Consider the following 18,735-nt stretch of genomic DNA (forward strand, 5'->3'; position numbering starts at 1 on the left):
ATGGCCGCATCGGCCGGCTGGTGGCGGGCTATGGCAGGGCATTCGGCATGCGCGTAATGATCTGGGGTCGTGAGACGAGCCGTGAACGCGCATTGGAGGACGGCTTTCTCGTTGCCCCGTCAAAGGCGGCATTTTTTGACGAGGCCGACGTGCTGTCCTTGCATCTGCGCCTCAACGAGGCGACGCGCGGCTGCGTCACCGAAGCGGATCTGGCGCGCATGAAACCGGATGCGCTGTTCGTCAATACCAGCCGTGCGGAACTCGTTACGGAAGGCGCCTTGCAGGCGGCGTTGCAGGCGGGGCGCCCGGGATATGCCGCGCTTGATGTCTTCGAGACTGAGCCGCTGCCGGTGCAGTCGCCCCTGCTGCGCATGGAGAACGTACTGGCGACGCCGCATCTCGGGTATGTCGAACAGGATAGTTATGAGCTGTACTTCCGGGCCGCATTTCAGAACGTGGTGGATTTCGCAAATGGCAGGGCGGTGAATATCCTGAATCCGGAGGCGTTGGACAACAGGACGAAGTGACCCGCCCTTCCCCTCGCATGGGAAAGGGCCTCACAACGCGGCCTTCAAGGAAGGCAGTGAAGTCGCTTCGCATTACTTTGCCACGGGTGCAGAACGACCATCAATATGCCTTGTAAGGCAAGAATTTCCCCGACAACACCACATTCACCCGGTCTCCCCTGGGGTCCGGCTCGCGCTGGATATCCATTGAAAAATCGATCGCGCTCATGATGCCGTCACCGAACTCCTCATGGATCAATTCCTTGATCGTCGTGCCGTACACATTCACGATTTCATACCAGCGATAGATCAGCGGATCGGTCGGCACGGCAGTCGCCAATGATCCTTTATACGGCACGATCTGCAGCCACGCGGCTTCTTCATCGCTGAGTTCGAACAGGCTTTGCGCGACTTCGGCCTGCGCCTTGGTGAAAGTCATCTGTCCGAGGCAGGCGGCGGTTGCCCACTCCTTGCTATGCCCGATGTTTTCCGCGATGTCGCTCCACTTCAGGCCCTTCCTTACTTTGGTTTCGATGATTTTCCGCGTGACGGTGTGACGATCCATGAACGATCTCCTTGTTGATGATTAAGCGTATGCCGCGGCAAGTCGCTATGGCTTGTGTAGGTAATCCATGTGTATCGACGAAAACACCGTCGAACAATGACGGTGCAATTACGCAAGACGTGTGCCGTATCGATGCCGGGCGAAGTCCTGTCAGAGCCGCCGAATTTGCACTCCAGCGATCCACTTGCGCACTATTTGCGTACGGCGTGCACGAAATCCGGGCACTTATCCGTCAATTGCAAACAACGCGTTACATCAGCCGGCAACAAGCCTTTCAGCACGGTCGTGCGCCTTTGGCTACACTTGTCCGATGAAATCCAAACTGTGGTCCCTTACCCTCGGCAATTTCGCCATCGGCACCGGCGTGATGATCGTGCCCGGCATGCTCAATGAACTCAGCGCGGATCTATCGCAGTCGCCCGCCGCGATCGGCATGCTCATTTCTGCATTCGCGATGACGATCTGCATCGGCGGCCCGTTCCTGGCAAGCTGGACCAGCCCGATCGAGCGGCGCAAGTTGTTGACGGCGTCACTGGCCCTGTACGCGGTGATGCATGTGCTGGCCGCATTCGCGCCCGGCTACAACGCCTTGCTGCTGGCGCGCATGGTGACCGCCATCGGCGCGGCATTATTCACCGCGCAGGCTGCGGCGACCGCCGGCCTGATGGTGCCGCCGGAAGAGCGCGGCAAAGCCATCGGACTGGTGTTTCTGGGCTGGTCGATCGCGGCAGTGGTGGGATCGCCGATCGGCGCCTATCTCGGCGCGCATATCGGCTGGCGACCGACCATGGGATTGGTCGGTGTGGTGGCGGCTGTGTTCGCCGTGGGCGTATGGATGCAGATTCCTTCCCGCCTCTTCATCCCGGCGATGGACCGGGCGGCGTGGAAAAGCCTGTTTGGCAACACGCCGCTGCTGCTTGCGATTTCGGTCACCGCATTGCAAGCGGTCGGCATGTTCGTCATCTTTTCGTACATGGCACTGGTGCTGAAGGATTTCGTCAATGCCACGCCGAATATCATCAGTGCGATGTTCCTCTGCTTCGGTGCCGCCGGCGTCACCGGCAACGTCATCGGGGCCCGCGTAATGGACCGCGTCGGGCCGGTCCGTGTCGGCATGATTGCGATGGGATGCATGCTGACCGCCACCTTGTTGTGGCCGCTATCGCACGGCTCGCTCACGATTACCGCGATCCTGACTTTCGTGTGGGGCCTGGGTTGTTTCGCCGTCAACAGCGCGCAGCAGGTGCGGCTGGTGGCAATGGCGCCACAGCTGGCGTCGGCCTCGGTGTCGCTGAATTCATCGGCGATCTACCTGGGGCAGGCGGCAGGCGCCTTTATTGGCGGTTTGATTATTGCGGTGGACGGCACCGGTCATCTATCATTCGTGGCGGCGGTATTCTTCATCATCGCGATGCTGGTATCGCGCGCCGCGGCCGCGAAGTCGGCACGTACCGTGGTGACCGCCTGAAACCGACGTCCATCTTCCCGCATATCGCTTCATCCATGTCCAAACGCGTCCTCAGTATCAACATCGGCGGCATCGGCAATCTCTTCATTCAGCAATCAAGCCAGGTCCGCCGCATCGCCACAGGCATCCACAAGCAGCCGGTGCAAGGCGCGGTCGCCATCCAAAAACTCGGATTGAGCGGCGACGAGCAGGCCGATCCGACCGTGCACGGCGGCCTCAACAAGGCGGTGTACGCCTATCCATCGGAGCACTATGCATTTTGGGCCATGCAGCGGCAGGCGGCGTTGAAGCGGGAGGAACCGCTGCCGCCCGGTTCGATGGGTGAGAACCTGACGCTGGAGGGCATTCTGGAAAGCGATGTATGGGTAGGCGATCGCCTCCAGATCGGCGGCGTGCTGCTGGAAGTGACCGAGCCGCGCCAGCCGTGCTTCAAATTCAACGCGAAAATGGGCTTTTCGCATGCGTCGAAAATGATGGTGCAGGCCGGCAACAGCGGCTTCTATCTGCGCGTAGTGGCGCCCGGAAGCGTCAGTGCCGGCGATGCGGTCACCCTGCTCCCCGGGCCGCGGGAAACGTCGATCGCGCAGATCAACGAACGGCGTCGGAAGGGGCGCCAGCGGGATTTGTTTTGAAGCCGGTGCGCACCAGCGCCCGGCCGCCGGTCCACAGGCGCGCCCAGCCCGGAGGCCAGGGCAGAGGCGGTCCGGCATAAGCCGGCACGCCGCGCCGCACCGGAATCACCGGCAGGTTTTCCGGCGTCGGTCCGTCGCGATAATCCCAGCCGAGTGTATAGGCATAGTTCGGCAGCAAGGCTTCGCAGACGGCGTCGAACCACGCAGTATGGTCTTCGTCGCGGCGCAATGCCTGCGACAGGCCATGCGGGTCGAAGCGTGCCAGCGCCGTCACCAGTTCCTGGGCGGTCGCGCCGGGCGCATCGCCCCATCCCATGATCGGATTGAAGTTGTAATCGGCGCCGGAGCCGTACCAGCCTTCGCGCCATGAGCGCTCCATCCAGTTGCGCTGACCGGTGAACAGATGCCAGCGCCAGTGCAGTCCGGACGGCTTCGGCCAGCTGTACAGATACAAACTCTGATAACCGGCGCGATGGAGTTCTCGCACCATCGCCATCAGCCGCGCATGCGGCATGCGGTCCGGCGGCGTGCGCCGGAAGCGGATCGGTTCGCCATCGGCATGCTGGAGTTCGTCGGTCGACAGATTGAGATCGAGGGTACGCACTTCGCTGCCGAAACGCGCCGCCACCCAGCCGGTCAACAGATTGACGGAGGTGATGACGCCATACCCGCGATGGCGGTGAAAAATAACGGTGCCGGGTGCAACAGCTTTCATGAGCAGAATAAATCTCGGTAAGAACCAGACAAGAAAAGACACAGTTCTCCGCTTCCCGTCGATAAAAGCGGGCTTCAATCAGACGCTATAACCCAGACGCTATGACGACTTTCCTGCATGCGTGTTGATATGCGTTGACGGAAATGCCATTCGATGTGGCCGGAATGACATGCTTGGACGGGGAGGCAGATTGATCAGGACAAATTGTTTCGCCCTGCCATCAGACTAAGACCAGCGCAATGAGTTCAAGTGTAGCGGTATTTCCCGGACGTTTGGCAAGGGAATTGTTTCCCGCAGACGCGCATGTGGCTTGTTGAGTTTCGGTGCGTCGCCTGCTTTATCCGTAGCGCCGCAGTGCTGGGACGGTCATGCGCATAAAACATAACAAAATGCGCACATTGCATTGGATTTGAAACGATGGCCGGCATACGACGCGGTTCCAGCTTGCAGTACGGGAAAAATCTCTCTCCCCGACGCTCTCCTGGGGTTCGGAGTGAGGCGTGCGAACGTCTCACTCCTTCTTTTCGGACGTCGATTTTCGCGTCGCGCGCCGTTGTCGCGCCAGCCGGGCGAAGCGGAATATGGGTCCGATCGTCAGGACCAGCGCCGCCATCCGCATCACATGAAATGCCGTTACGATCGGCACGCCCAGCTCCAGGTTTTTTGCGGTCAGGCTCATCTCTGCGATGCCGCCCGGTGATGTCGCGAGGATGGCCGTTGCCACATGCATGCCGCTCATCGCTGAAAGGCCGAAGCCGAAACCGGCGGCGAGCAACAATGCCACCAGCGTGCATAACGCGACGCTCGCAAGATAGCGTGGCGCGGTATGCAAAAACTCCGGTGTGAAACGTGTCCCGAGCGAAATGCCGATGAAGAGCTGGCCGAGATGGACCATCCACTCCGGCAATGCGGACAAATTCCATCCCGATGCGGTCAGTCCGATCGCAACCGCCAGCGGTCCAATGACCCAGGCATTCGGCAAGTTCAGGTATTTCAACGCCAGCGCGCCGAGACTCGTCAGCACGACCAGTGCCATTAGTCCCGGGTAATGCACATCGGCGGCACCCGGAACATACGGATCGAGTCCATGCACGCCCCAGAATTTGAAGCCGAATGGAATGATGGCCACCACCATCATGATGCGCAGGCTATGCGCTGCCGCCACCCGGTCGATCGCAGCCCCATGGCGTTCGCCCTGCGTCGCCATTTCCGAGGCGCCGCCGACGGCCATCGCGAAAAACGCAGTGGTGCGGTCGATACCGGATAACCTGTGCAGCAGCCATGCGCAGAGGACGCCCAGAGCCAGCGCAAAGCCGATGCCAAGCAAGATGAATCCCGCATAGGACGCCAGCACCTTCACGACGACCGGCGTGAAGTACAGGCCGAGCGCCGCGCCGATGACCCACTGGCCCGCTTCGCGCACCCGCACCGGCGCATGCAGATCCATGCCTGCCATGCGCATGGAGGCGGTGGCGAACAGCGGGCCGATCATCCATGGCAATGGCGTGTTCAGCCATTCGCACAGAAATGCAGCGGTCAGGCTGATCAGCAGGGCGGAAAGAAAGGGGCGGAAATCGGAAGGCATGCGTCCTTGAAGTAAAGCCCGCCATGCAGGGCTATTAAAGCTGGTTGCAAAAATGAGCGGTGCAATGTGAGCCCTAACGTACCAGGCCGAATTCCTTTGCCTGTTTGCCGTAGGCTTCCACCGTGCGGCGGATGTAGTCGGTCAGCAGGTCGCCCGTCATTGCGAAAGGATGCAGCCCATGCGCCGCGCGCAGCCGGTCGAACTCCGGCGTTCCCATCATGCGGTCAAAGGTCTTTACCCAGCGCCGGTAATCGGCGTCCGGTACATCCGGCCCCATATAAACGCCGCGAATGATCGGCCAGGTCACATCAAAGCCCTGCTCGCGTGCCGTCGGCACATGCGCCAGCGGTCCGGCCAGACGTGCGTCCGACAATACCGCCAGGACTCTGATCCTGCCCGCGGCGGCATGTTCGGTCGCTTCCGACGTGTCGCCGGAGACGGCTTGCACATGGCCGGCCAGCAGGGCCGTAAACGCTTCGCCGCCGCCTTCGAAGGCAACCAGTCGCAAGGTCTTCGGATCGATGCCGCGCTGTTTCGACAGGATGCGCATCTTCAGCCAATCCTGGCTGCCGACGGTGCCGCCTGCGCCTATTGTCACCTTCGCCGGCTGGCTGTGCAGCGCATCGAGCAGCTCGCGCAGGGTCTTGTAGGGCGAATCGGCCCGTACCGCAACCATGCCGTAATCGGTGCCGACCGCGGCCACCCATCGCACATCGGCGGGCGACGCCTTGCCGAACTTGCCCTGTGCCAGGTTCAGCAGCGATCCGCCGGAGTACACGACCAATGTGTCGGGCGCCGAACGGCGTTGCGATACGATGGAACTCCACGCGACCGCGCCGATGCCGCCCGGAAGGTAACTGATGCGCAGTTGAGGCGCGTCATCCTTCCTGCTCATGCCCGCCTGCAATCCCTGTTGCGTCAGCTTGCAGGTGAGATCCATGCCGCCGCCGGGCTTCGCCGGCACGATGCATTCCGGAATCCCACCCGCTGCAAGCGATGCATTTGCATACATCAGCACGACTGCAACCAGCGGGAAAAGTACCGAGGTAATCCGCATGGGTCCTTGCCTTTCGATTTTTGCAAACGGGGAAATATGAGTATGATGCAAAACCGTGCCGGACTATGCTCCCGGCCCATTTCCGCATTGCCGGTATCAAGCTTACCGGCTGCGGGCTTTCAAAACGCTTTCGGCCTGATTCGTTGACATGCGCATTCTCCTGGTAGAAGACCACGCCGAACTGTCTCGCTGGATCAGCAAGGCGCTGCAGGATGCGCGCCTGCCCGTAGAATGCGCGATGAACGGCGCCGATGCCGACGCGCTGTTGCACACCCAGGAGTATGCGCTCGTCATCCTCGACCTCACCCTTCCCAAGATGGACGGACTCGATGTCCTCAAGCGCCTGCGCGCCCGCGGCAGCAAGATTCCGGTCCTGGTATTGACGGCGCGCGCCGGATTGAACGACAGGGTGCAGGGGCTGAACCTCGGCGCCGACGATTATCTCGCCAAGCCGTTCGAGCTGGCCGAGCTGGAAGCGCGGGTGAAGGCATTATTGCGGCGCAGCCGCGGTAGCGAGACCGTCACGCTTGCCTGTGGTGCGTTGTCCTTCGATACCGTGTCGCGCATGTTTCGCTACGGCGACGAAAACCTTGCGCTGACGCCGCGCGAACATGCGGTACTGGAAGTGCTGATCCACCGCGCCGGCAAGGCCGTGTCGAAGGAAAAACTATTCGATGAAGTATTCTCGCTCGATGATCAGGCCAATCTCGACGCGATCGAAATCTATGTGCATCGGCTGCGCAAGAAGCTCGACCGTGCCGACGCCGGCAGGGTGGTCATCACCACGCTGCGCGGGCTGGGATATCTGCTGGAAGCGCCGGATACGCAATGACGATGGCGACGGGCTCCGCACCGGTCAGGAAGCGGCTGGGAAGCCTGCGCGGCCAGCTATTGCGCTGGCTGTTGATCCCATTGGGAATACTGGTCGCCATCGATGCGGTGTCGGTCTACCGCAATGCGCTGGAAGCGGCCGACGTAGCCTATGACCGCTCGTTGCTCGCGTCCACGCGCGCCCTGGCGGAACGGGTCGCCATCGTCAACGGTAAAGTGGTGGCCGATGTGCCTTATGTGGCGCTCGACAGCTTCGAAACCGATACTCTCGGCCGCATCTATTACAAGGTGACCGGCATCAATGGCGATTTCGTTTCCGGCTATGACGATCTGCCGCCGCTGCCGCCGGATATCAGGCGTTCCGAAGCCTATCCCGCGCTGGTGTACTTTTACCATGCGCGCTACCGGGGTGAGCCGGTACGCATCGCTGCGCTCTATCAGCCGGTGTATGACAACTCGATGCGCGGCATCGCCCTCATCCAGGTTGGCGAATCGCATGATGCGCGGCGGGATCTTTCGCGCCAGATCCTGTTCGCTACCTTGTGGCGACAGGCCGCGCTGGTGCTGGCCGCTGCGCTGCTGGCATGGTTCGCCGTGCGCTTCGTCTTGCGGCCGCTGATGCGTTTGAAGGCCGACGTCGAAGCGCGGTCGCCGACCGATCTGGCCGATTTCGATGCGTCGATGGTACATAAGGAAGTTCGCCCGCTGGTCGCCGCGATGAATGGTTACATGGCGCGTCTGCAGTCCCTTATCGCCGGGCAACGCCGCTTCATCGCCGATGCCTCACACCAGTTGCGCACACCGCTCACCGTGCTGAAGACCCAGGCCGAACTGGCATTGCGCGAAAACGATCCGCAGGCCATGCGCGCCATCGTCGAGAGCATTGCCCACACCACCGATGCCACCGTGCATTTGGCCAATCGCCTGCTGACGCTGGCGCGCGCCGGCCATGGTGCCGCCGAAGCCGATATGGTCGAGGTCTCGCTCACCGACATTGCACGGCAGGCAGGACTTGAACTGGCAGCGCAGGCGGTAAAAAGGAATATCGACCTGTCGCTCGATGCGACTGCTGAAATCATGGTGCGCGGAACGCCATGGATGCTGCATGAAATGGCAATCAATCTGATCGACAATGCAATCAGGTACACGCCGGTCGATGGGCAGGTGATATTGCGGGTATTCAATGATGGCCAGCCGATCCTCGAGGTCGAAGACAGCGGACCTGGCATCCCCGAAACCGAACGGGAGCGCGTGTTTTCCCCGTTTTACCGCGCGCCGTCGGCCCAGGAACTTAATTCGGGAGGAAGCGGGCTGGGCCTGGCAATCGTTCGTGATCTCGCCGCCATGCACCATGCAACGGTTTGCCTGTCCAGCGCAGGAAATAGCGGCCCGGGTCTGAAAATCACCGTACGTTTTCCGGTTGACAATGCCTGACAAATCTCAAGCGGCAACCATTGGGGCTACGGTTAAATGCACAACAAGTGCAAAGCGCTTGCCTTGCCGCCTTGAACTATTTGCGATCGTGGTGCAACCAACTCTACATCGCGCCATCTAAAAACCGGCCCGGGCTTCGGTCCAGGTCAGACTGCACTGCGTGTATCGTACGAGTTCAGCTGCCAATTTTTTAATTCAGGAACATATTCATGGTGCGACCATTTCGCCAATTCATATGGATGCCCGCCCTGCTGGCGTCCCTGCTACTTTCCGCCTGCGGCGGCGGAGGCGATGGCGCCCCCGCGCTCGTTACCACCAGCGCACCGCTGCAGGAAACCGGCGGGCCGGCAGCAACCGGCAATACCGCAACCGATGGCATTAATTGGTTCAACTACCGGCGCCAGCAGATCGGTTTGCCGGTCACCACCCGTAATGCCCAGATCGATGCCGCAGCCCAGGGACATTCCGATTACCAAAGACAGAATGGCATCACCCACGATCAGGTCCGGGGCCGGCCCGGCTTTACCGGCGTCAGCTTGTTTGACCGCCTCACTGCCGCCGGCTACCGTTTCCCTCAAGGCGGATATACCGGCGAAGTCATCGTGCGCACTGGCGACAACTCCGGCTTCAACGCCGCCGAGGATCTGGTAGCGGCGATTTATCACCGGTTTGTCATCTTCGAGCCGGTATTCAAGGAGATCGGCGCGGCATCCTCCACCGCCTCGACAGGCAGCATCTACATCACCACCAACTTCGCGGTCAATGGCCTGCGGCCAGTCCTCGGAACGGGAAATCTTGTGACCTACCCGTTCAACGGGCAGCAACGTGTACCGACGAATTTCTTCAGCGACAGCGAAGAGCCGGATCCGGTGCCGGACCGCAACGAAGTCGGTTACCCGATCAGTGTGCATGCCGACATTACCTCGACCGTGAACGTGCAAAGCTTTACCGTGCGTCCGAGCAGCGGCAACGCACTTCCGGTCAGGTTGCTCGACCGCACTTCCGATCCGCATATGATCGAGTCGAATACGACATCGGCGGCTTCCATCATTCCACTTTCGCCGCTGGCTCCCAATACCAGCTATGAGGTGCGGTTCACCGGCAACGTGGATGGTGTGAACGTCGATCGTTCATGGTCATTCAGAACGCAATAAACGCCATTGCCGCGCCGGGATGAAGGCGACGCCATTCCGGCGTGAAATCGCGAACGCAATGGAACAATAGCCCCGGTCCATTCTCCAAGCGGTTTTGGAGTTTGATATGGCGGCAGAAAAATACACTAAGGCCGACTGGGTAGTCGAGGCGGATATTCAGCGGCTTGAAGGCGGTAAATATCAGGGCGTCGTACTGGTCACCCGTGGCAACGGCGCACAACAAGAGGATGGTGCGCAGCATGTCGTCAATGCCGTATCCATTACGCCGGAAGAAGCGCTCGATGAAGCAAAGGCGCTTGCCCACCGTATCCTGTCCGACTTGAAAACGGACGCCTGATTATCCCATTAAGGGCCGAGGCCAAGAAAAAACCCGCTCGTGGCGGGTTTATGAAAATCCCAGGTATGGGTTGGGGATGGCATTAATCGTTACGCTGAATGACTGCCTGCGGTGCAGGCAGTCGGACATGTTTTCGGCGATTGAAATTGTTCTTATGTGCAGAAAATACATGCCATAGCAAGTGGCATCAAAGTGTAACAATATTCCAGAATTTGTAAATAGAAAAACGAAAATCTGGTTATTTCTTTGCATTTGGCTGCACTTTCCACAAATAGCCAGTAAGCAAGCTACGCTATCGCCTATCGAATCGATTTGATTCGCACTTCTATTTTCACATCAAACCTTCGTTTCACTTAGCACGGCCTTTCCGAACAGAATCGATGCCATGGGAATTGTTATTTTTGGTAACAATTTCACCAATAAAACATTGAACTTGTGCAAATTACTCAAGTCATTTAAATGCATGAAACATGCGGAAAGACCAGCTTTTCAGTGCCATCTTTTGTTCAGACTCATGCGCCGTAATATTTGGTAGAGAGTAAAAGCTGTTTGGTAATCACGCAGAAGTGGACATGCTCCGGGGCGAACAGGAAACCGGCTCGTAGAGATGAGAAACTGCCTTTTGCAGGTCGTTAGCATGCAGTACTGAAATTTGTTTTTACATTTCCCATATCTATGGCTGGTGATGCCATGCCATACAAGACGTAATCAAGGCATTTACCCATGAGAGCGGGATTGTGAAGGTAACGGAAGGGAAGCAAGTTGAACCATCTCATCGTGCAGGCGATTCACCAAAAGCGCTTTTTGAAATTACGGTATTACGGATATTTTCGTGTCGTTGAGCCACATGCCTACGGTCTGGACAGTGTCGGCGATGCGGTACTGATTTGTTATCAAGTCGCTGGAGAAGGTTTGTCAGGCGCAGCTACCGGCTGGAAGCGATTGAAATTGTATGAGGCAGTATCGGTGACCGAAACGAATGAAACGTTTTCCGGCGCTCGCGCAGGCTACGCTCCCGAAGAATTGGCATTTCATGCGGTATTCGCGCAGTTATAGTTCGCGCACCGCATTCCCGCTTCATATCGCCTCATGCGGACAGGCAATGTTCGATCCTGGTTTTATTGCAAATATCAGCTTGGCGTCAAACGCTTCCGCGCTTAAACAAAGCGGCAGCCAGGGAGATGTCCGCACACCTCCAAGGCTGCCTAACCGCCGCCCATTCACCGTTCCAGGCTGGACAGCGGCTGGCCCAATTCTGCCTAAAGATTAAGCATTTGAATTGATTTTTTACAACTGCTTGGCAGCAGGCCAGGAGAAATCACGGCCAAGGCACTTCTTTTTTCGCTTTAATCCATCATGAACGCAATTCATCGAACCGCATTATTTCTTAAATCGGAATAATGTGTTGCCGATTGCAGCGTTTATCGTTCTATCTGAAATGGTTAGACTTTCCTCCATCGATGAGCACACAACAGAGTGCGACTCACCGAGGCAGGCCCGACGGGCAGCAATGTCGCCTTGCCGCCGAGCCTTGAGTCATCAACTTAACCATTTGAGAGCAAAATGAACGCTAAAAATCTGATTGCCGCTGTTGCCATATTCGCTGTTGCCGGTTCCGCCTTTGCGGTGGGCAGCGATGACACTGCCCACTACAATCTCGGCAAATCCACCAAGACACGCGCCGATGTCATGGCCGAGCTGCGCCAGGCACAAGCGGACGGTACCTACATCGTCGGCGGCCAGGAATTCGATGGTCAAATTCCGGCAACCCAAACGCAATACGCACGGACTGCTCCGAAAGGAACAGAAACTGCCCAGAACGCCAAAGCGCCTGGCGCGGTAAAGACCAACTAAGCACCTTGCTTAAGGTCGCCCGGATATAGTGCTCCTGACCCCAGGCAGTAATGAAAAGCCGCCAGCTTGCATGGCGGCTTTTTCATGGCGCTTATGTCCCTCAACCTCGCCTTCTTTCTTCGGCAAATTGCAGCACGACATGGGTCTGTGCGGTTGATCTTATTTCGTCGCCCAGCACGACACAGCTATTTGCATCCCACAGCCGGTCCGCTACACGACGTACCTCGCGTGCTTCATGGGCCAAATCCCTGTCGAGTCGTATTCCGAGCGTGTTGGCCCGTATCCATTCCGCTTCCAGCATACTTGCCAGCGTCGATAAATGCTCTGCTAAGTAACGGGTGCCTATTTTCTCCGCCATCATGGTTTCCTTTTCGCCGGACATGGGTGCTCGCAAAGAGTGCAATCGGTGCAGGGAGCGCACAATCGGCAAGCATGTCATCGACAAGATTTCCTGCCTTCTATCGATTTGTGCTGAATGAGTGCATCCGCAGCGCCCGTAGTCGACTACGCAAGCAGCGTGCCGTGCCATCACCTCGGGGCGTTAGTCCGGAACGGGTGCAAGCAGGGCAAATGGATTGATCGCGCCATTGCGCGTGTAAATACCGTAGTGCAAATGCGGCGGCGTGTTTATCGCGTTGCCGGTGTTGCCCACGTAACCGAGCACTGTACCCGGCTGTATCCGCTGGCCTTCGGATAGAGGTGCGAATGAATCGAGATGAGCGTAATAATGCCTTTGTCCCGCCGGGCCCAACACCCAGACGACATTGCCGCCCAGCTTGTTCCGGCCCCGACGAACCAGGATGCCCTCGGTGGTCGCCTGCACCGGCGTACCGCGACGGGCAAAAATATCGATGCCCTCATGACGACGCCCGCCTGACCGGGATGCATGCCATGTATCGCGTAGCACGGCCGGCTTGACGTTCATGACAGGCATGCCGACCTTCACCGGGGCCGGCATGGATGCCAGCCGCGATGCATACAGAACTGCATCAAGCAGCGGAAGCGCAATGCCCAGCAGCGCCAGCCAAAGCACCGCGTAGAAAGTGACCTGAAATGCCCTGACCATGTGACCCGCCAGCATGTCAGTGTGCTTCGCGCACCGCCGCGATGGCATTCAGCATATCGTCGTCGGACAGCTGCTCATCCCATTGCAGCGGGAGATCGACATGTACCGACTTTTCGCCGCCGCTTGGGGTACAGACTACCGGCACCCTGCCGTCGTTATCCTGAATATGCTCTTCCGCTTTGCGCGCGATGTCGCCGCTACCGCCCGTCATGGCTTGCACGCAGGTCCATGCGACGCCGTCCTTGCCCTGAATTTCCCTTTGTTTCATCGTGTTCTTTCAATATCCGTGATCTTTTGGATAGATCACTCGCAAGTGCGCCGGTTCGCCGGAAACAAGATGTGCGACTCGTGTTTCGAGCGATGATCCGGCACGGATTAGAAGGATTAAAACCAGATTAAGCAGGTCGAAAATATAAGGTAAGTCATTGAAATTAAATGATTTTCGATAAGGTGCGGCACGCTCGGAAAACGTCTTGTGCTCGCTTCGGAAACGCGTCCTCCACGCTTCGGGAACGGGACCTTCTCGCTGCACCTACGAGTGTGATCGCTTCACCTACGACAGGCATCCACGCTCGGCAGACGATACATTTATCGCTTTTCCAGACTGAAAGGCGGCGTATGCAGGGTTGGATCCGGCAAAAGCACAGTGCGAAAAGGTCCCGACGGCCAAAATTCAGTGCATCGGAGAGCAAATCATCGCTCGAAATACGAGTGTCGCCGCCCTTGAACGGATCGAGCCACGCTCGACATACGATAAAGCGGCGTTGCACAGGCCTCTCCCACGCTCGAAAAACGTGTCTCTAGCAGGCTTTACCGTTCCGCATCCTTCGCCACGCTCCGGAAACGATAAAAGCTGGTCGATATGCCCGGTTTTCTGCGATTGGAATCAAGCGCTGGATGGAAAATGGATCGTCCAGCCGTCTCGAATGCCACGCTCAAACAACGACAGAACGAATCCAGGTCCGTTACTTGTTTTTTACCCTCGCTCGAAAAACGAGCATTGCGGCATTTTTCAGCAATAAAAGTTCAACTACCCTCGCTCGAAATACGTGTTTCAACGGTACAACTACGCGTGGCCACGCTTAAAAAACGAGAGGCTGCATGTTACCTTTGCCGCTCGACAACAAACTTACGGAAAAGCGACATGCCGCCATCAGGGATCATGCACAAGCCGCTGAGCGATGCCTTGCAAAAGATTGAGCAAACCTTGGCGTCGAAGCGAAAAGCGCGTTCGCAGCAAACCCAGATGGCTTTTGATGAAAACGGCCAGACAGTGGATGATGCCGTCCAAAGCGATGTCGAACAGGTCCTGAAGATCATTCAGCTGCCGCTGTGGGAGAACCAGGTACGCGGCCTGCCCAATCCGCTGGCAAGATCGGCGCTTTTCAGCGTCGCACGTCAGAATGAACCGCGTCAGCACCTAAAGGAGCGGCCGATCACTTCCGTCAAGGGCGTCGAGATTTTCTATACCGGCGAAGAGTTGCGGCAGGACGACGAGGATGTGTTTTTGAACCTGGTGCACCTGGCGCGCAGCCAGCCTCTCGGACACGAGGTCTCGTTCACCGCCTATTCCATGCTCAAGTCAATGGGCTGGCCGACTTCCTCTCCTTCCTATGAACGCTTGCGTTTGTGCATTCTTCGCCTTACTGCCAACGCTGTCGAAATTCGTTTCGATGCCGGTTCCGGCAAACGCGGTTATGGCGGAACCCTGGTACAGGAGTTCACCTTCAAGGACGAGACTGATCGTCAATGGAAAGTCAGGCTTAATCCGAAGCTCATTACCTTGTTCGGTGCCGATGCCTACACCCAGCTCGACTGGCGGCAGCGCCTCAAGCTGCGCTCACCGCTGGCCAAGTGGCTGCACGGGTTTTACTTCACGCATCGCGAACCCTTCGGTTACAAGGTCGAGACGCTTAAAGGCCTGTGCGGATCGTCGGCGCAGCAGCTCTATCACTTTCGCAATGGATTGAAAAAAGCGCTTGATCTGCTGGTCGAGCAAGGCTTCCTGAAATCGTGGAAGATCGACCCAATGACCGATGTAGTCACGGTGGTCCGTGCAACGCGGACTTCGTTGCTTCCCCAGCTTGGCGCGTAAGGGTGGCCGGCCGGCGCCATGCGCCGTACGCTAGGCAGGAGAGAATTACTTCGACAACGGGCGAGAGGGATGACGCCGCAAAAACTACTTACACTGATGGAAAACAGCATCATCAAAACCGGGCTGCTGAAAAACACATCGGTTTAAGGGCGGCCGGAGAAGCTCACGCTTACCGAGAAAAGTTTTTCAAAGGCGTCGATGCGAAGGGCAAATCGATCCCCATCTATAACCTGAAGCAGGCCACCGGGTCCGGCGACATGTTCGCAAAACAATGTACTTTGGCGACCCAGTTTCACGGACCTGACGTCAGGTTGCTCGAGCCTTCCTAATAACGTCCGACGACCAAGGAAAATATCTCGACCTTTGGCATCTGGATGAATGGGGCCTTGAACTTCCTTTATCAGTCGTATCAGGTCGTAGGCAGCGGCCAGATGCAGTTGAACGGACTGTTTCCATTCAAGACCAATATGCTTATCGGATGATGCAATAAAGGAAACCCATGATGCCTGTTTTTTCCACAACGAATATGATGTTCTTCGATCTGCGGCGAAAAAGAGATATCTCGGTATTTTTTTGAAAAATGGTGAAATTACGGTGTAATATTCGACCGCTGCATAAAAAATCCTTTTTCAGGATAGACGAGTGAGACCCGAAGCCCGCAAGGCATGTGCTAAGCGGGCTTTTGTATTTTAGTGATATGCAAATTGTGAATGACCCATATTACGCAAATAAAGCAGACATCTATTGTGCGGTGCATTAAAGTTGCACTTGTCTCCTCCAACTCTCCGTGAATTGGATTTAGCCCGCTCCTGTAGCGGGCTTTTTTTTTGGTCCTCTGAACTAACACGTACGACTGCATGTTGACGCGGATTGGAATGAGTTGCTGATCAGGTAGCACAATGCAAAAAGGCGGGATTAACCCGCCTTTCAACTGCTGCTTATATTCTCAAGCTTTCTATTTGCCAAAAGTATCCTTGATGTTGCCGACGATCTTTTGGGCTTTGCCTTCAACCTGCTTGCCGGTACCTTTCGACTCCTGGTCTTTATCGTCCAGTACCTCGCCCGCCTTTCTTTGCATTTTGCCGGCGGCATCCTTGATGCTGCCCTTAATCTGGTCCTGGTTCATGTCAGTCTCCTAGATAGCTAATGATGTTATTTGGATAACATTTATAAACCATAGTTCCTCGCCGACCGGTCAATACTTATTCCAATGGAAATCAGATCAGGAAAAGTGGAGTGAAAGCACTGCTTGTTGTCTTCAATTGCGGGTACTTCTTAAATATCCAGAGAGATACCGATTCCAATGACATACGTCGATGCATCGAGAGGAGTTTCCTTGAGCAAAGCCCATTGATCAATATCAAACATTCATTGATGAACAATTATCGAAATGCGTGACTTTCATTGTAGTATTTGGCCGCTGCACCAAAAAAATCCATTCCCAAGGATAGTCGAGAGAGACAAGGAGCCCGTGAAGCCACAAGCTAAACGGGCTTTCTTTTTGGATATATAACTGATGAATATATCCTTATCACGATAATAAATAGGACAAATATGGTGCGACGCATTATATTGATACCTGTCTCCTCCAACTCCCTGTGAATTGGATTCGGCCCGCTCTCGCAGCGGGCTTTTTTTTGCCGTGACTTCCGAACGGGCCTTCAATACTGAAGGATGATCACTTCCCGATGCAGAAGCGGCTGAAGATTACGCCAAGCAGGTCGTCCGAAGTAAATTCGCCGGTGATGCTGTTCAGGCGTTCCTGCGCCAGTCGTAAATCCTCTGCCAGCAAGTCGAGCGCCTGATCGTTGATCCGATGCGTACTGGCCGCATGTTCTGCGGCAATTTCCAGATGCTGGCGTGCTGCCTTCAGTGCAAGCAAATGCCGTTCACGCGCCAGGAATCGGGATTCGCCGGTTTGCTGCCATCCCGCGACGCGAAGCAGTTCCGCGCGCAGCAATTCCATGCCGGTGCGGTCCGTCGCCGAGACATAGATATGTGTTGCATCCGCCATGCGGTCGACGGCAGGTCGATGGCCGGACAAGTCGATCTTGTTCCAGATGCGCAGTACCGGCACACTGTTCGGCAGGCGGATGACGATGTCTTCGTCGGCACGCGTCGGTCCCCGGCTGGCATCGAGCAAATGCAGAATCACATCCGCTTTCTGCACTTCGCCCCAGGTACGCTCGATGCCGATACGCTCGACCTCATCACCCGCATCCCGGATGCCGGCGGTATCGATGATGTTGAGCGGGATGCCCTCCATCTGTATGGTTTCCGTCACCTTGTCGCGGGTCGTGCCGGCAATCGGCGTGACGATGGCGACGTCGGTGCCAGCCAGCGCGTTCAGCAATGACGACTTGCCGACATTCGGCTGCCCGGCGAGCACCACGTTCAGGCCGTCGCGCAGCAGCGCACCTTGTGCCGCCTGGTTGAAAATGTCGTCGAGGTTCTGCCTGATGCGGTCCAACTGGCCGCGCGCGTCGGATTTTTCCAGGAAATCGATTTCCTCCTCCGGAAAGTCCAGTGTCGCTTCGACCAGCATGCGCAAATGGACTACCTTGTCGACCAGTTCATGAATCGTCTTGGAGAATACGCCGGACAGTGACTGCGATGCCGACTTGGCCGCCGCTTCGGTCGATGCTTCGATCAGGTCGGCAACGGCCTCGGCCTGCGCCAGATCGAGCTTGTCATTCAGGAAGGCGCGATGCGTGAATTCGCCAGGCTGCGCCAGCCGTAATCCGATGTCCTCACCTGCCGCAATGCAACGCGCCAGCAGCATCTGCAGCACCACCGGGCCGCCGTGCCCCTGCAGCTCGAGCACGTCTTCGCCGGTGTACGAATGCGGCGCCTTGAAGTACAGCGCGAGGCCCTGATCAATCACGCTGCCGTCGGCCTGGCGAAATGGAAGATAAGTGGCGTGCCGCGGCTGCAACTGCTCGACGCCACAGACCGCCTGCATGACGCTGCCCAGATTTTTGCCCGAAATGCGCACCACGCCGATGCCGCCACGTCCGGGTGCGGTAGCGATTGCGGCGATGGGAGAAGAGTCGTAGTTCATGAAATGATTTTACTGATGGTGTCCGCAAGGAAAAGCGGGGAAATGAGAAAAGTGGAACAAGTGTTGGAAATTTGTTCCTGGCGTCGGAAAACAACTTGGATCCATTACTTCATTTGCAAAACAGGCGCACGAAACGAAAAAGCCCGTGACATGCACGGGCTTTTTCACGAAACGCTGGCGTCAAGCCGCCTGTCCTTTTTCGATCTTCCGGGTGATCACCCATTGCTGCGCGATCGACAGAATGTTGTTCACTACCCAGTACAGCACCAGGCCGGCAGGGAAGAAGAAGAACATCACCGAGAAAATGATCGGCATGAACATCATCACCTTCGCCTGGATGGGGTCCGGCGGCGTCGGGTTCAGCTTGGTCTGGAT

Annotated in this window: 21 protein-coding genes; 10 read left to right on the forward strand and 11 right to left on the reverse strand. The window is 57.2% G+C overall.

Annotated features, from left to right (window positions below; all coding sequences use genetic code 11):
- Positions 1 to 527: NAD(P)-dependent oxidoreductase (locus VGU61_RS18510; RefSeq protein WP_326860720.1), on the forward strand; the 527-nt coding region annotated here is incomplete at its 5' end.
- Positions 528 to 627: 100 nt separating this feature from the next.
- Here the strand turns inward: VGU61_RS18510 and cynS are convergent.
- The gene (gene cynS / locus VGU61_RS18515; protein WP_326860721.1) at positions 628 to 1,071 is read right to left on the reverse strand and encodes a cyanase; all 444 of its coding nucleotides are present in this window, start codon (positions 1,069 to 1,071) and stop codon (positions 628 to 630) included.
- A 310-nt stretch (positions 1,072 to 1,381) separates the two neighbouring features.
- Between cynS and VGU61_RS18520 the strand changes: the two genes are divergently transcribed.
- Both VGU61_RS18520 and VGU61_RS18525 read left to right on the forward strand, forming a co-directional pair.
- Complete coding sequence (locus VGU61_RS18520) at positions 1,382 to 2,539, forward strand: MFS transporter (RefSeq protein WP_326860722.1); 1,158 nt, start codon at positions 1,382 to 1,384, stop codon at positions 2,537 to 2,539.
- 35 nt (positions 2,540 to 2,574) lie between these two features.
- Positions 2,575 to 3,171 carry an MOSC domain-containing protein gene (locus VGU61_RS18525; protein WP_326860725.1) on the forward strand — a complete coding sequence of 199 codons (597 nt, stop codon included), beginning with the start codon at positions 2,575 to 2,577 and terminating at the stop codon, positions 3,169 to 3,171.
- Here the strand turns inward: VGU61_RS18525 and VGU61_RS18530 are convergent.
- From VGU61_RS18530 to VGU61_RS18540, 3 genes are all read right to left on the reverse strand, one after another.
- On the reverse strand, positions 3,128 to 3,886 hold the full coding sequence (locus tag VGU61_RS18530) for an L-asparaginase (RefSeq protein ID WP_326860727.1): 759 nt from the start codon (positions 3,884 to 3,886) through the stop codon (positions 3,128 to 3,130). The genes VGU61_RS18525 and VGU61_RS18530 overlap by 44 nt on opposite strands.
- Positions 3,887 to 4,397: 511 nt before the next feature.
- Positions 4,398 to 5,471 (reverse strand): AbrB family transcriptional regulator, encoded by a 1,074-nt coding sequence (locus tag VGU61_RS18535; RefSeq protein WP_326860728.1) that lies wholly within the window; start codon positions 5,469 to 5,471, stop codon positions 4,398 to 4,400.
- Positions 5,472 to 5,544: 73 nt separating this feature from the next.
- Positions 5,545 to 6,528 (reverse strand): Bug family tripartite tricarboxylate transporter substrate binding protein, encoded by a 984-nt coding sequence (locus VGU61_RS18540; protein ID WP_414691663.1) that lies wholly within the window; start codon positions 6,526 to 6,528, stop codon positions 5,545 to 5,547.
- A 148-nt stretch (positions 6,529 to 6,676) separates the two neighbouring features.
- Between VGU61_RS18540 and VGU61_RS18545 the strand changes: the two genes are divergently transcribed.
- The 6 genes from VGU61_RS18545 (at position 6,677) to VGU61_RS18570 (ending at position 12,138) form a co-directional block, all read left to right on the forward strand.
- Positions 6,677 to 7,360: a response regulator gene (locus tag VGU61_RS18545; protein WP_326860729.1), complete on the forward strand. Its 684-nt coding sequence runs from the start codon at positions 6,677 to 6,679 to the stop codon at positions 7,358 to 7,360.
- Positions 7,357 to 8,793 carry a sensor histidine kinase gene (locus VGU61_RS18550; protein WP_326860730.1) on the forward strand — a complete coding sequence of 479 codons (1,437 nt, stop codon included), beginning with the start codon at positions 7,357 to 7,359 and terminating at the stop codon, positions 8,791 to 8,793. Before VGU61_RS18545 ends, VGU61_RS18550 begins: the two co-directional genes overlap by 4 nt.
- Positions 8,794 to 9,002: 209 nt before the next feature.
- Positions 9,003 to 9,947, forward strand: a complete 945-nt coding sequence (locus VGU61_RS18555; protein ID WP_326860731.1) for a CAP domain-containing protein — start codon at positions 9,003 to 9,005, stop codon at positions 9,945 to 9,947.
- A 106-nt stretch (positions 9,948 to 10,053) separates the two neighbouring features.
- Complete coding sequence (locus VGU61_RS18560) at positions 10,054 to 10,284, forward strand: hypothetical protein (RefSeq protein WP_326860732.1); 231 nt, start codon at positions 10,054 to 10,056, stop codon at positions 10,282 to 10,284.
- A gap of 762 nt (positions 10,285 to 11,046) precedes the next feature.
- Positions 11,047 to 11,340 (forward strand): hypothetical protein, encoded by a 294-nt coding sequence (locus VGU61_RS18565; RefSeq protein WP_326860733.1) that lies wholly within the window; start codon positions 11,047 to 11,049, stop codon positions 11,338 to 11,340.
- A gap of 507 nt (positions 11,341 to 11,847) precedes the next feature.
- On the forward strand, positions 11,848 to 12,138 hold the full coding sequence (locus tag VGU61_RS18570) for a DUF4148 domain-containing protein (protein WP_326860734.1): 291 nt from the start codon (positions 11,848 to 11,850) through the stop codon (positions 12,136 to 12,138).
- A 100-nt stretch (positions 12,139 to 12,238) separates the two neighbouring features.
- Here VGU61_RS18570 and VGU61_RS18575 read toward each other — a convergent pair whose 3' ends face one another.
- The 3 genes from VGU61_RS18575 to VGU61_RS18585 all read right to left on the reverse strand — a co-directional run bounded on the left by VGU61_RS18575 (position 12,239) and on the right by VGU61_RS18585 (position 13,472).
- On the reverse strand, positions 12,239 to 12,520 hold the full coding sequence (locus VGU61_RS18575) for a hypothetical protein (protein ID WP_326860735.1): 282 nt from the start codon (positions 12,518 to 12,520) through the stop codon (positions 12,239 to 12,241).
- Between the two features lie 159 nt (positions 12,521 to 12,679).
- Positions 12,680 to 13,204 carry a M23 family metallopeptidase gene (locus VGU61_RS18580; RefSeq protein WP_326860736.1) on the reverse strand — a complete coding sequence of 175 codons (525 nt, stop codon included), beginning with the start codon at positions 13,202 to 13,204 and terminating at the stop codon, positions 12,680 to 12,682.
- A gap of 16 nt (positions 13,205 to 13,220) precedes the next feature.
- Positions 13,221 to 13,472 carry a hypothetical protein gene (locus VGU61_RS18585; protein ID WP_326860737.1) on the reverse strand — a complete coding sequence of 84 codons (252 nt, stop codon included), beginning with the start codon at positions 13,470 to 13,472 and terminating at the stop codon, positions 13,221 to 13,223.
- A gap of 636 nt (positions 13,473 to 14,108) precedes the next feature.
- Here VGU61_RS18585 and trfA point away from each other — a divergent pair.
- Positions 14,109 to 15,299: a plasmid replication initiator TrfA gene (gene trfA, locus VGU61_RS18590; protein WP_326860738.1), complete on the forward strand. Its 1,191-nt coding sequence runs from the start codon at positions 14,109 to 14,111 to the stop codon at positions 15,297 to 15,299.
- A gap of 143 nt (positions 15,300 to 15,442) precedes the next feature.
- On the opposite strand, the gene VGU61_RS18595 is transcribed toward trfA, so the two are convergent.
- The 4 genes from VGU61_RS18595 to VGU61_RS18610 all read right to left on the reverse strand — a co-directional run.
- Positions 15,443 to 15,820, reverse strand: a complete 378-nt coding sequence (locus VGU61_RS18595; protein ID WP_326860739.1) for a hypothetical protein — start codon at positions 15,818 to 15,820, stop codon at positions 15,443 to 15,445.
- Positions 15,821 to 16,254: 434 nt separating this feature from the next.
- The gene (locus tag VGU61_RS18600) at positions 16,255 to 16,425 is read right to left on the reverse strand and encodes a CsbD family protein (protein ID WP_326860740.1); all 171 of its coding nucleotides are present in this window, start codon (positions 16,423 to 16,425) and stop codon (positions 16,255 to 16,257) included.
- A gap of 552 nt (positions 16,426 to 16,977) precedes the next feature.
- Positions 16,978 to 18,360 (reverse strand): tRNA uridine-5-carboxymethylaminomethyl(34) synthesis GTPase MnmE, encoded by a 1,383-nt coding sequence (mnmE, locus tag VGU61_RS18605; protein WP_326860741.1) that lies wholly within the window; start codon positions 18,358 to 18,360, stop codon positions 16,978 to 16,980.
- A gap of 180 nt (positions 18,361 to 18,540) precedes the next feature.
- Positions 18,541 to 18,735, reverse strand: a 195-nt coding sequence (locus tag VGU61_RS18610) for a YidC/Oxa1 family membrane protein insertase (protein ID WP_326860743.1), incomplete at its 5' end; no start/stop codon positions are given.

Origin of the sequence: Noviherbaspirillum sp. (genome assembly GCF_035944575.1) — a bacterium.
Taxonomy (GTDB): Bacteria; Pseudomonadota; Gammaproteobacteria; order Burkholderiales; family Burkholderiaceae_D; genus Noviherbaspirillum.

What these genes read in the sequence shown, in the direction of transcription:
- cynS (WP_326860721.1), bottom strand. Translation starts at nt 1,071, where the DNA reads ATGGATCGTCACACCGTCACGCGGAAAATCATCGAAACCAAAGTAAGG.
- trfA (WP_326860738.1), top strand. Translation starts at nt 14,109, where the DNA reads ATGGATCGTCCAGCCGTCTCGAATGCCACGCTCAAACAACGACAGAAC.
- mnmE (WP_326860741.1), bottom strand. Translation starts at nt 18,360, where the DNA reads ATGAACTACGACTCTTCTCCCATCGCCGCAATCGCTACCGCACCCGGA.
- VGU61_RS18560 (WP_326860732.1), top strand. Translation starts at nt 10,054, where the DNA reads ATGGCGGCAGAAAAATACACTAAGGCCGACTGGGTAGTCGAGGCGGAT.
- VGU61_RS18570 (WP_326860734.1), top strand. Translation starts at nt 11,848, where the DNA reads ATGAACGCTAAAAATCTGATTGCCGCTGTTGCCATATTCGCTGTTGCC.
- VGU61_RS18555 (WP_326860731.1), top strand. Translation starts at nt 9,003, where the DNA reads ATGGTGCGACCATTTCGCCAATTCATATGGATGCCCGCCCTGCTGGCG.
- VGU61_RS18530 (WP_326860727.1), bottom strand. Translation starts at nt 3,886, where the DNA reads ATGAAAGCTGTTGCACCCGGCACCGTTATTTTTCACCGCCATCGCGGG.
- VGU61_RS18540 (WP_414691663.1), bottom strand. Translation starts at nt 6,528, where the DNA reads ATGCGGATTACCTCGGTACTTTTCCCGCTGGTTGCAGTCGTGCTGATG.
- VGU61_RS18600 (WP_326860740.1), bottom strand. Translation starts at nt 16,425, where the DNA reads ATGAACCAGGACCAGATTAAGGGCAGCATCAAGGATGCCGCCGGCAAA.
- VGU61_RS18580 (WP_326860736.1), bottom strand. Translation starts at nt 13,204, where the DNA reads ATGGTCAGGGCATTTCAGGTCACTTTCTACGCGGTGCTTTGGCTGGCG.
- VGU61_RS18525 (WP_326860725.1), top strand. Translation starts at nt 2,575, where the DNA reads ATGTCCAAACGCGTCCTCAGTATCAACATCGGCGGCATCGGCAATCTC.
- VGU61_RS18585 (WP_326860737.1), bottom strand. Translation starts at nt 13,472, where the DNA reads ATGAAACAAAGGGAAATTCAGGGCAAGGACGGCGTCGCATGGACCTGC.
- VGU61_RS18535 (WP_326860728.1), bottom strand. Translation starts at nt 5,471, where the DNA reads ATGCCTTCCGATTTCCGCCCCTTTCTTTCCGCCCTGCTGATCAGCCTG.
- VGU61_RS18550 (WP_326860730.1), top strand. Translation starts at nt 7,357, where the DNA reads ATGACGATGGCGACGGGCTCCGCACCGGTCAGGAAGCGGCTGGGAAGC.
- VGU61_RS18575 (WP_326860735.1), bottom strand. Translation starts at nt 12,520, where the DNA reads ATGTCCGGCGAAAAGGAAACCATGATGGCGGAGAAAATAGGCACCCGT.
- VGU61_RS18545 (WP_326860729.1), top strand. Translation starts at nt 6,677, where the DNA reads ATGCGCATTCTCCTGGTAGAAGACCACGCCGAACTGTCTCGCTGGATC.
- VGU61_RS18520 (WP_326860722.1), top strand. Translation starts at nt 1,382, where the DNA reads ATGAAATCCAAACTGTGGTCCCTTACCCTCGGCAATTTCGCCATCGGC.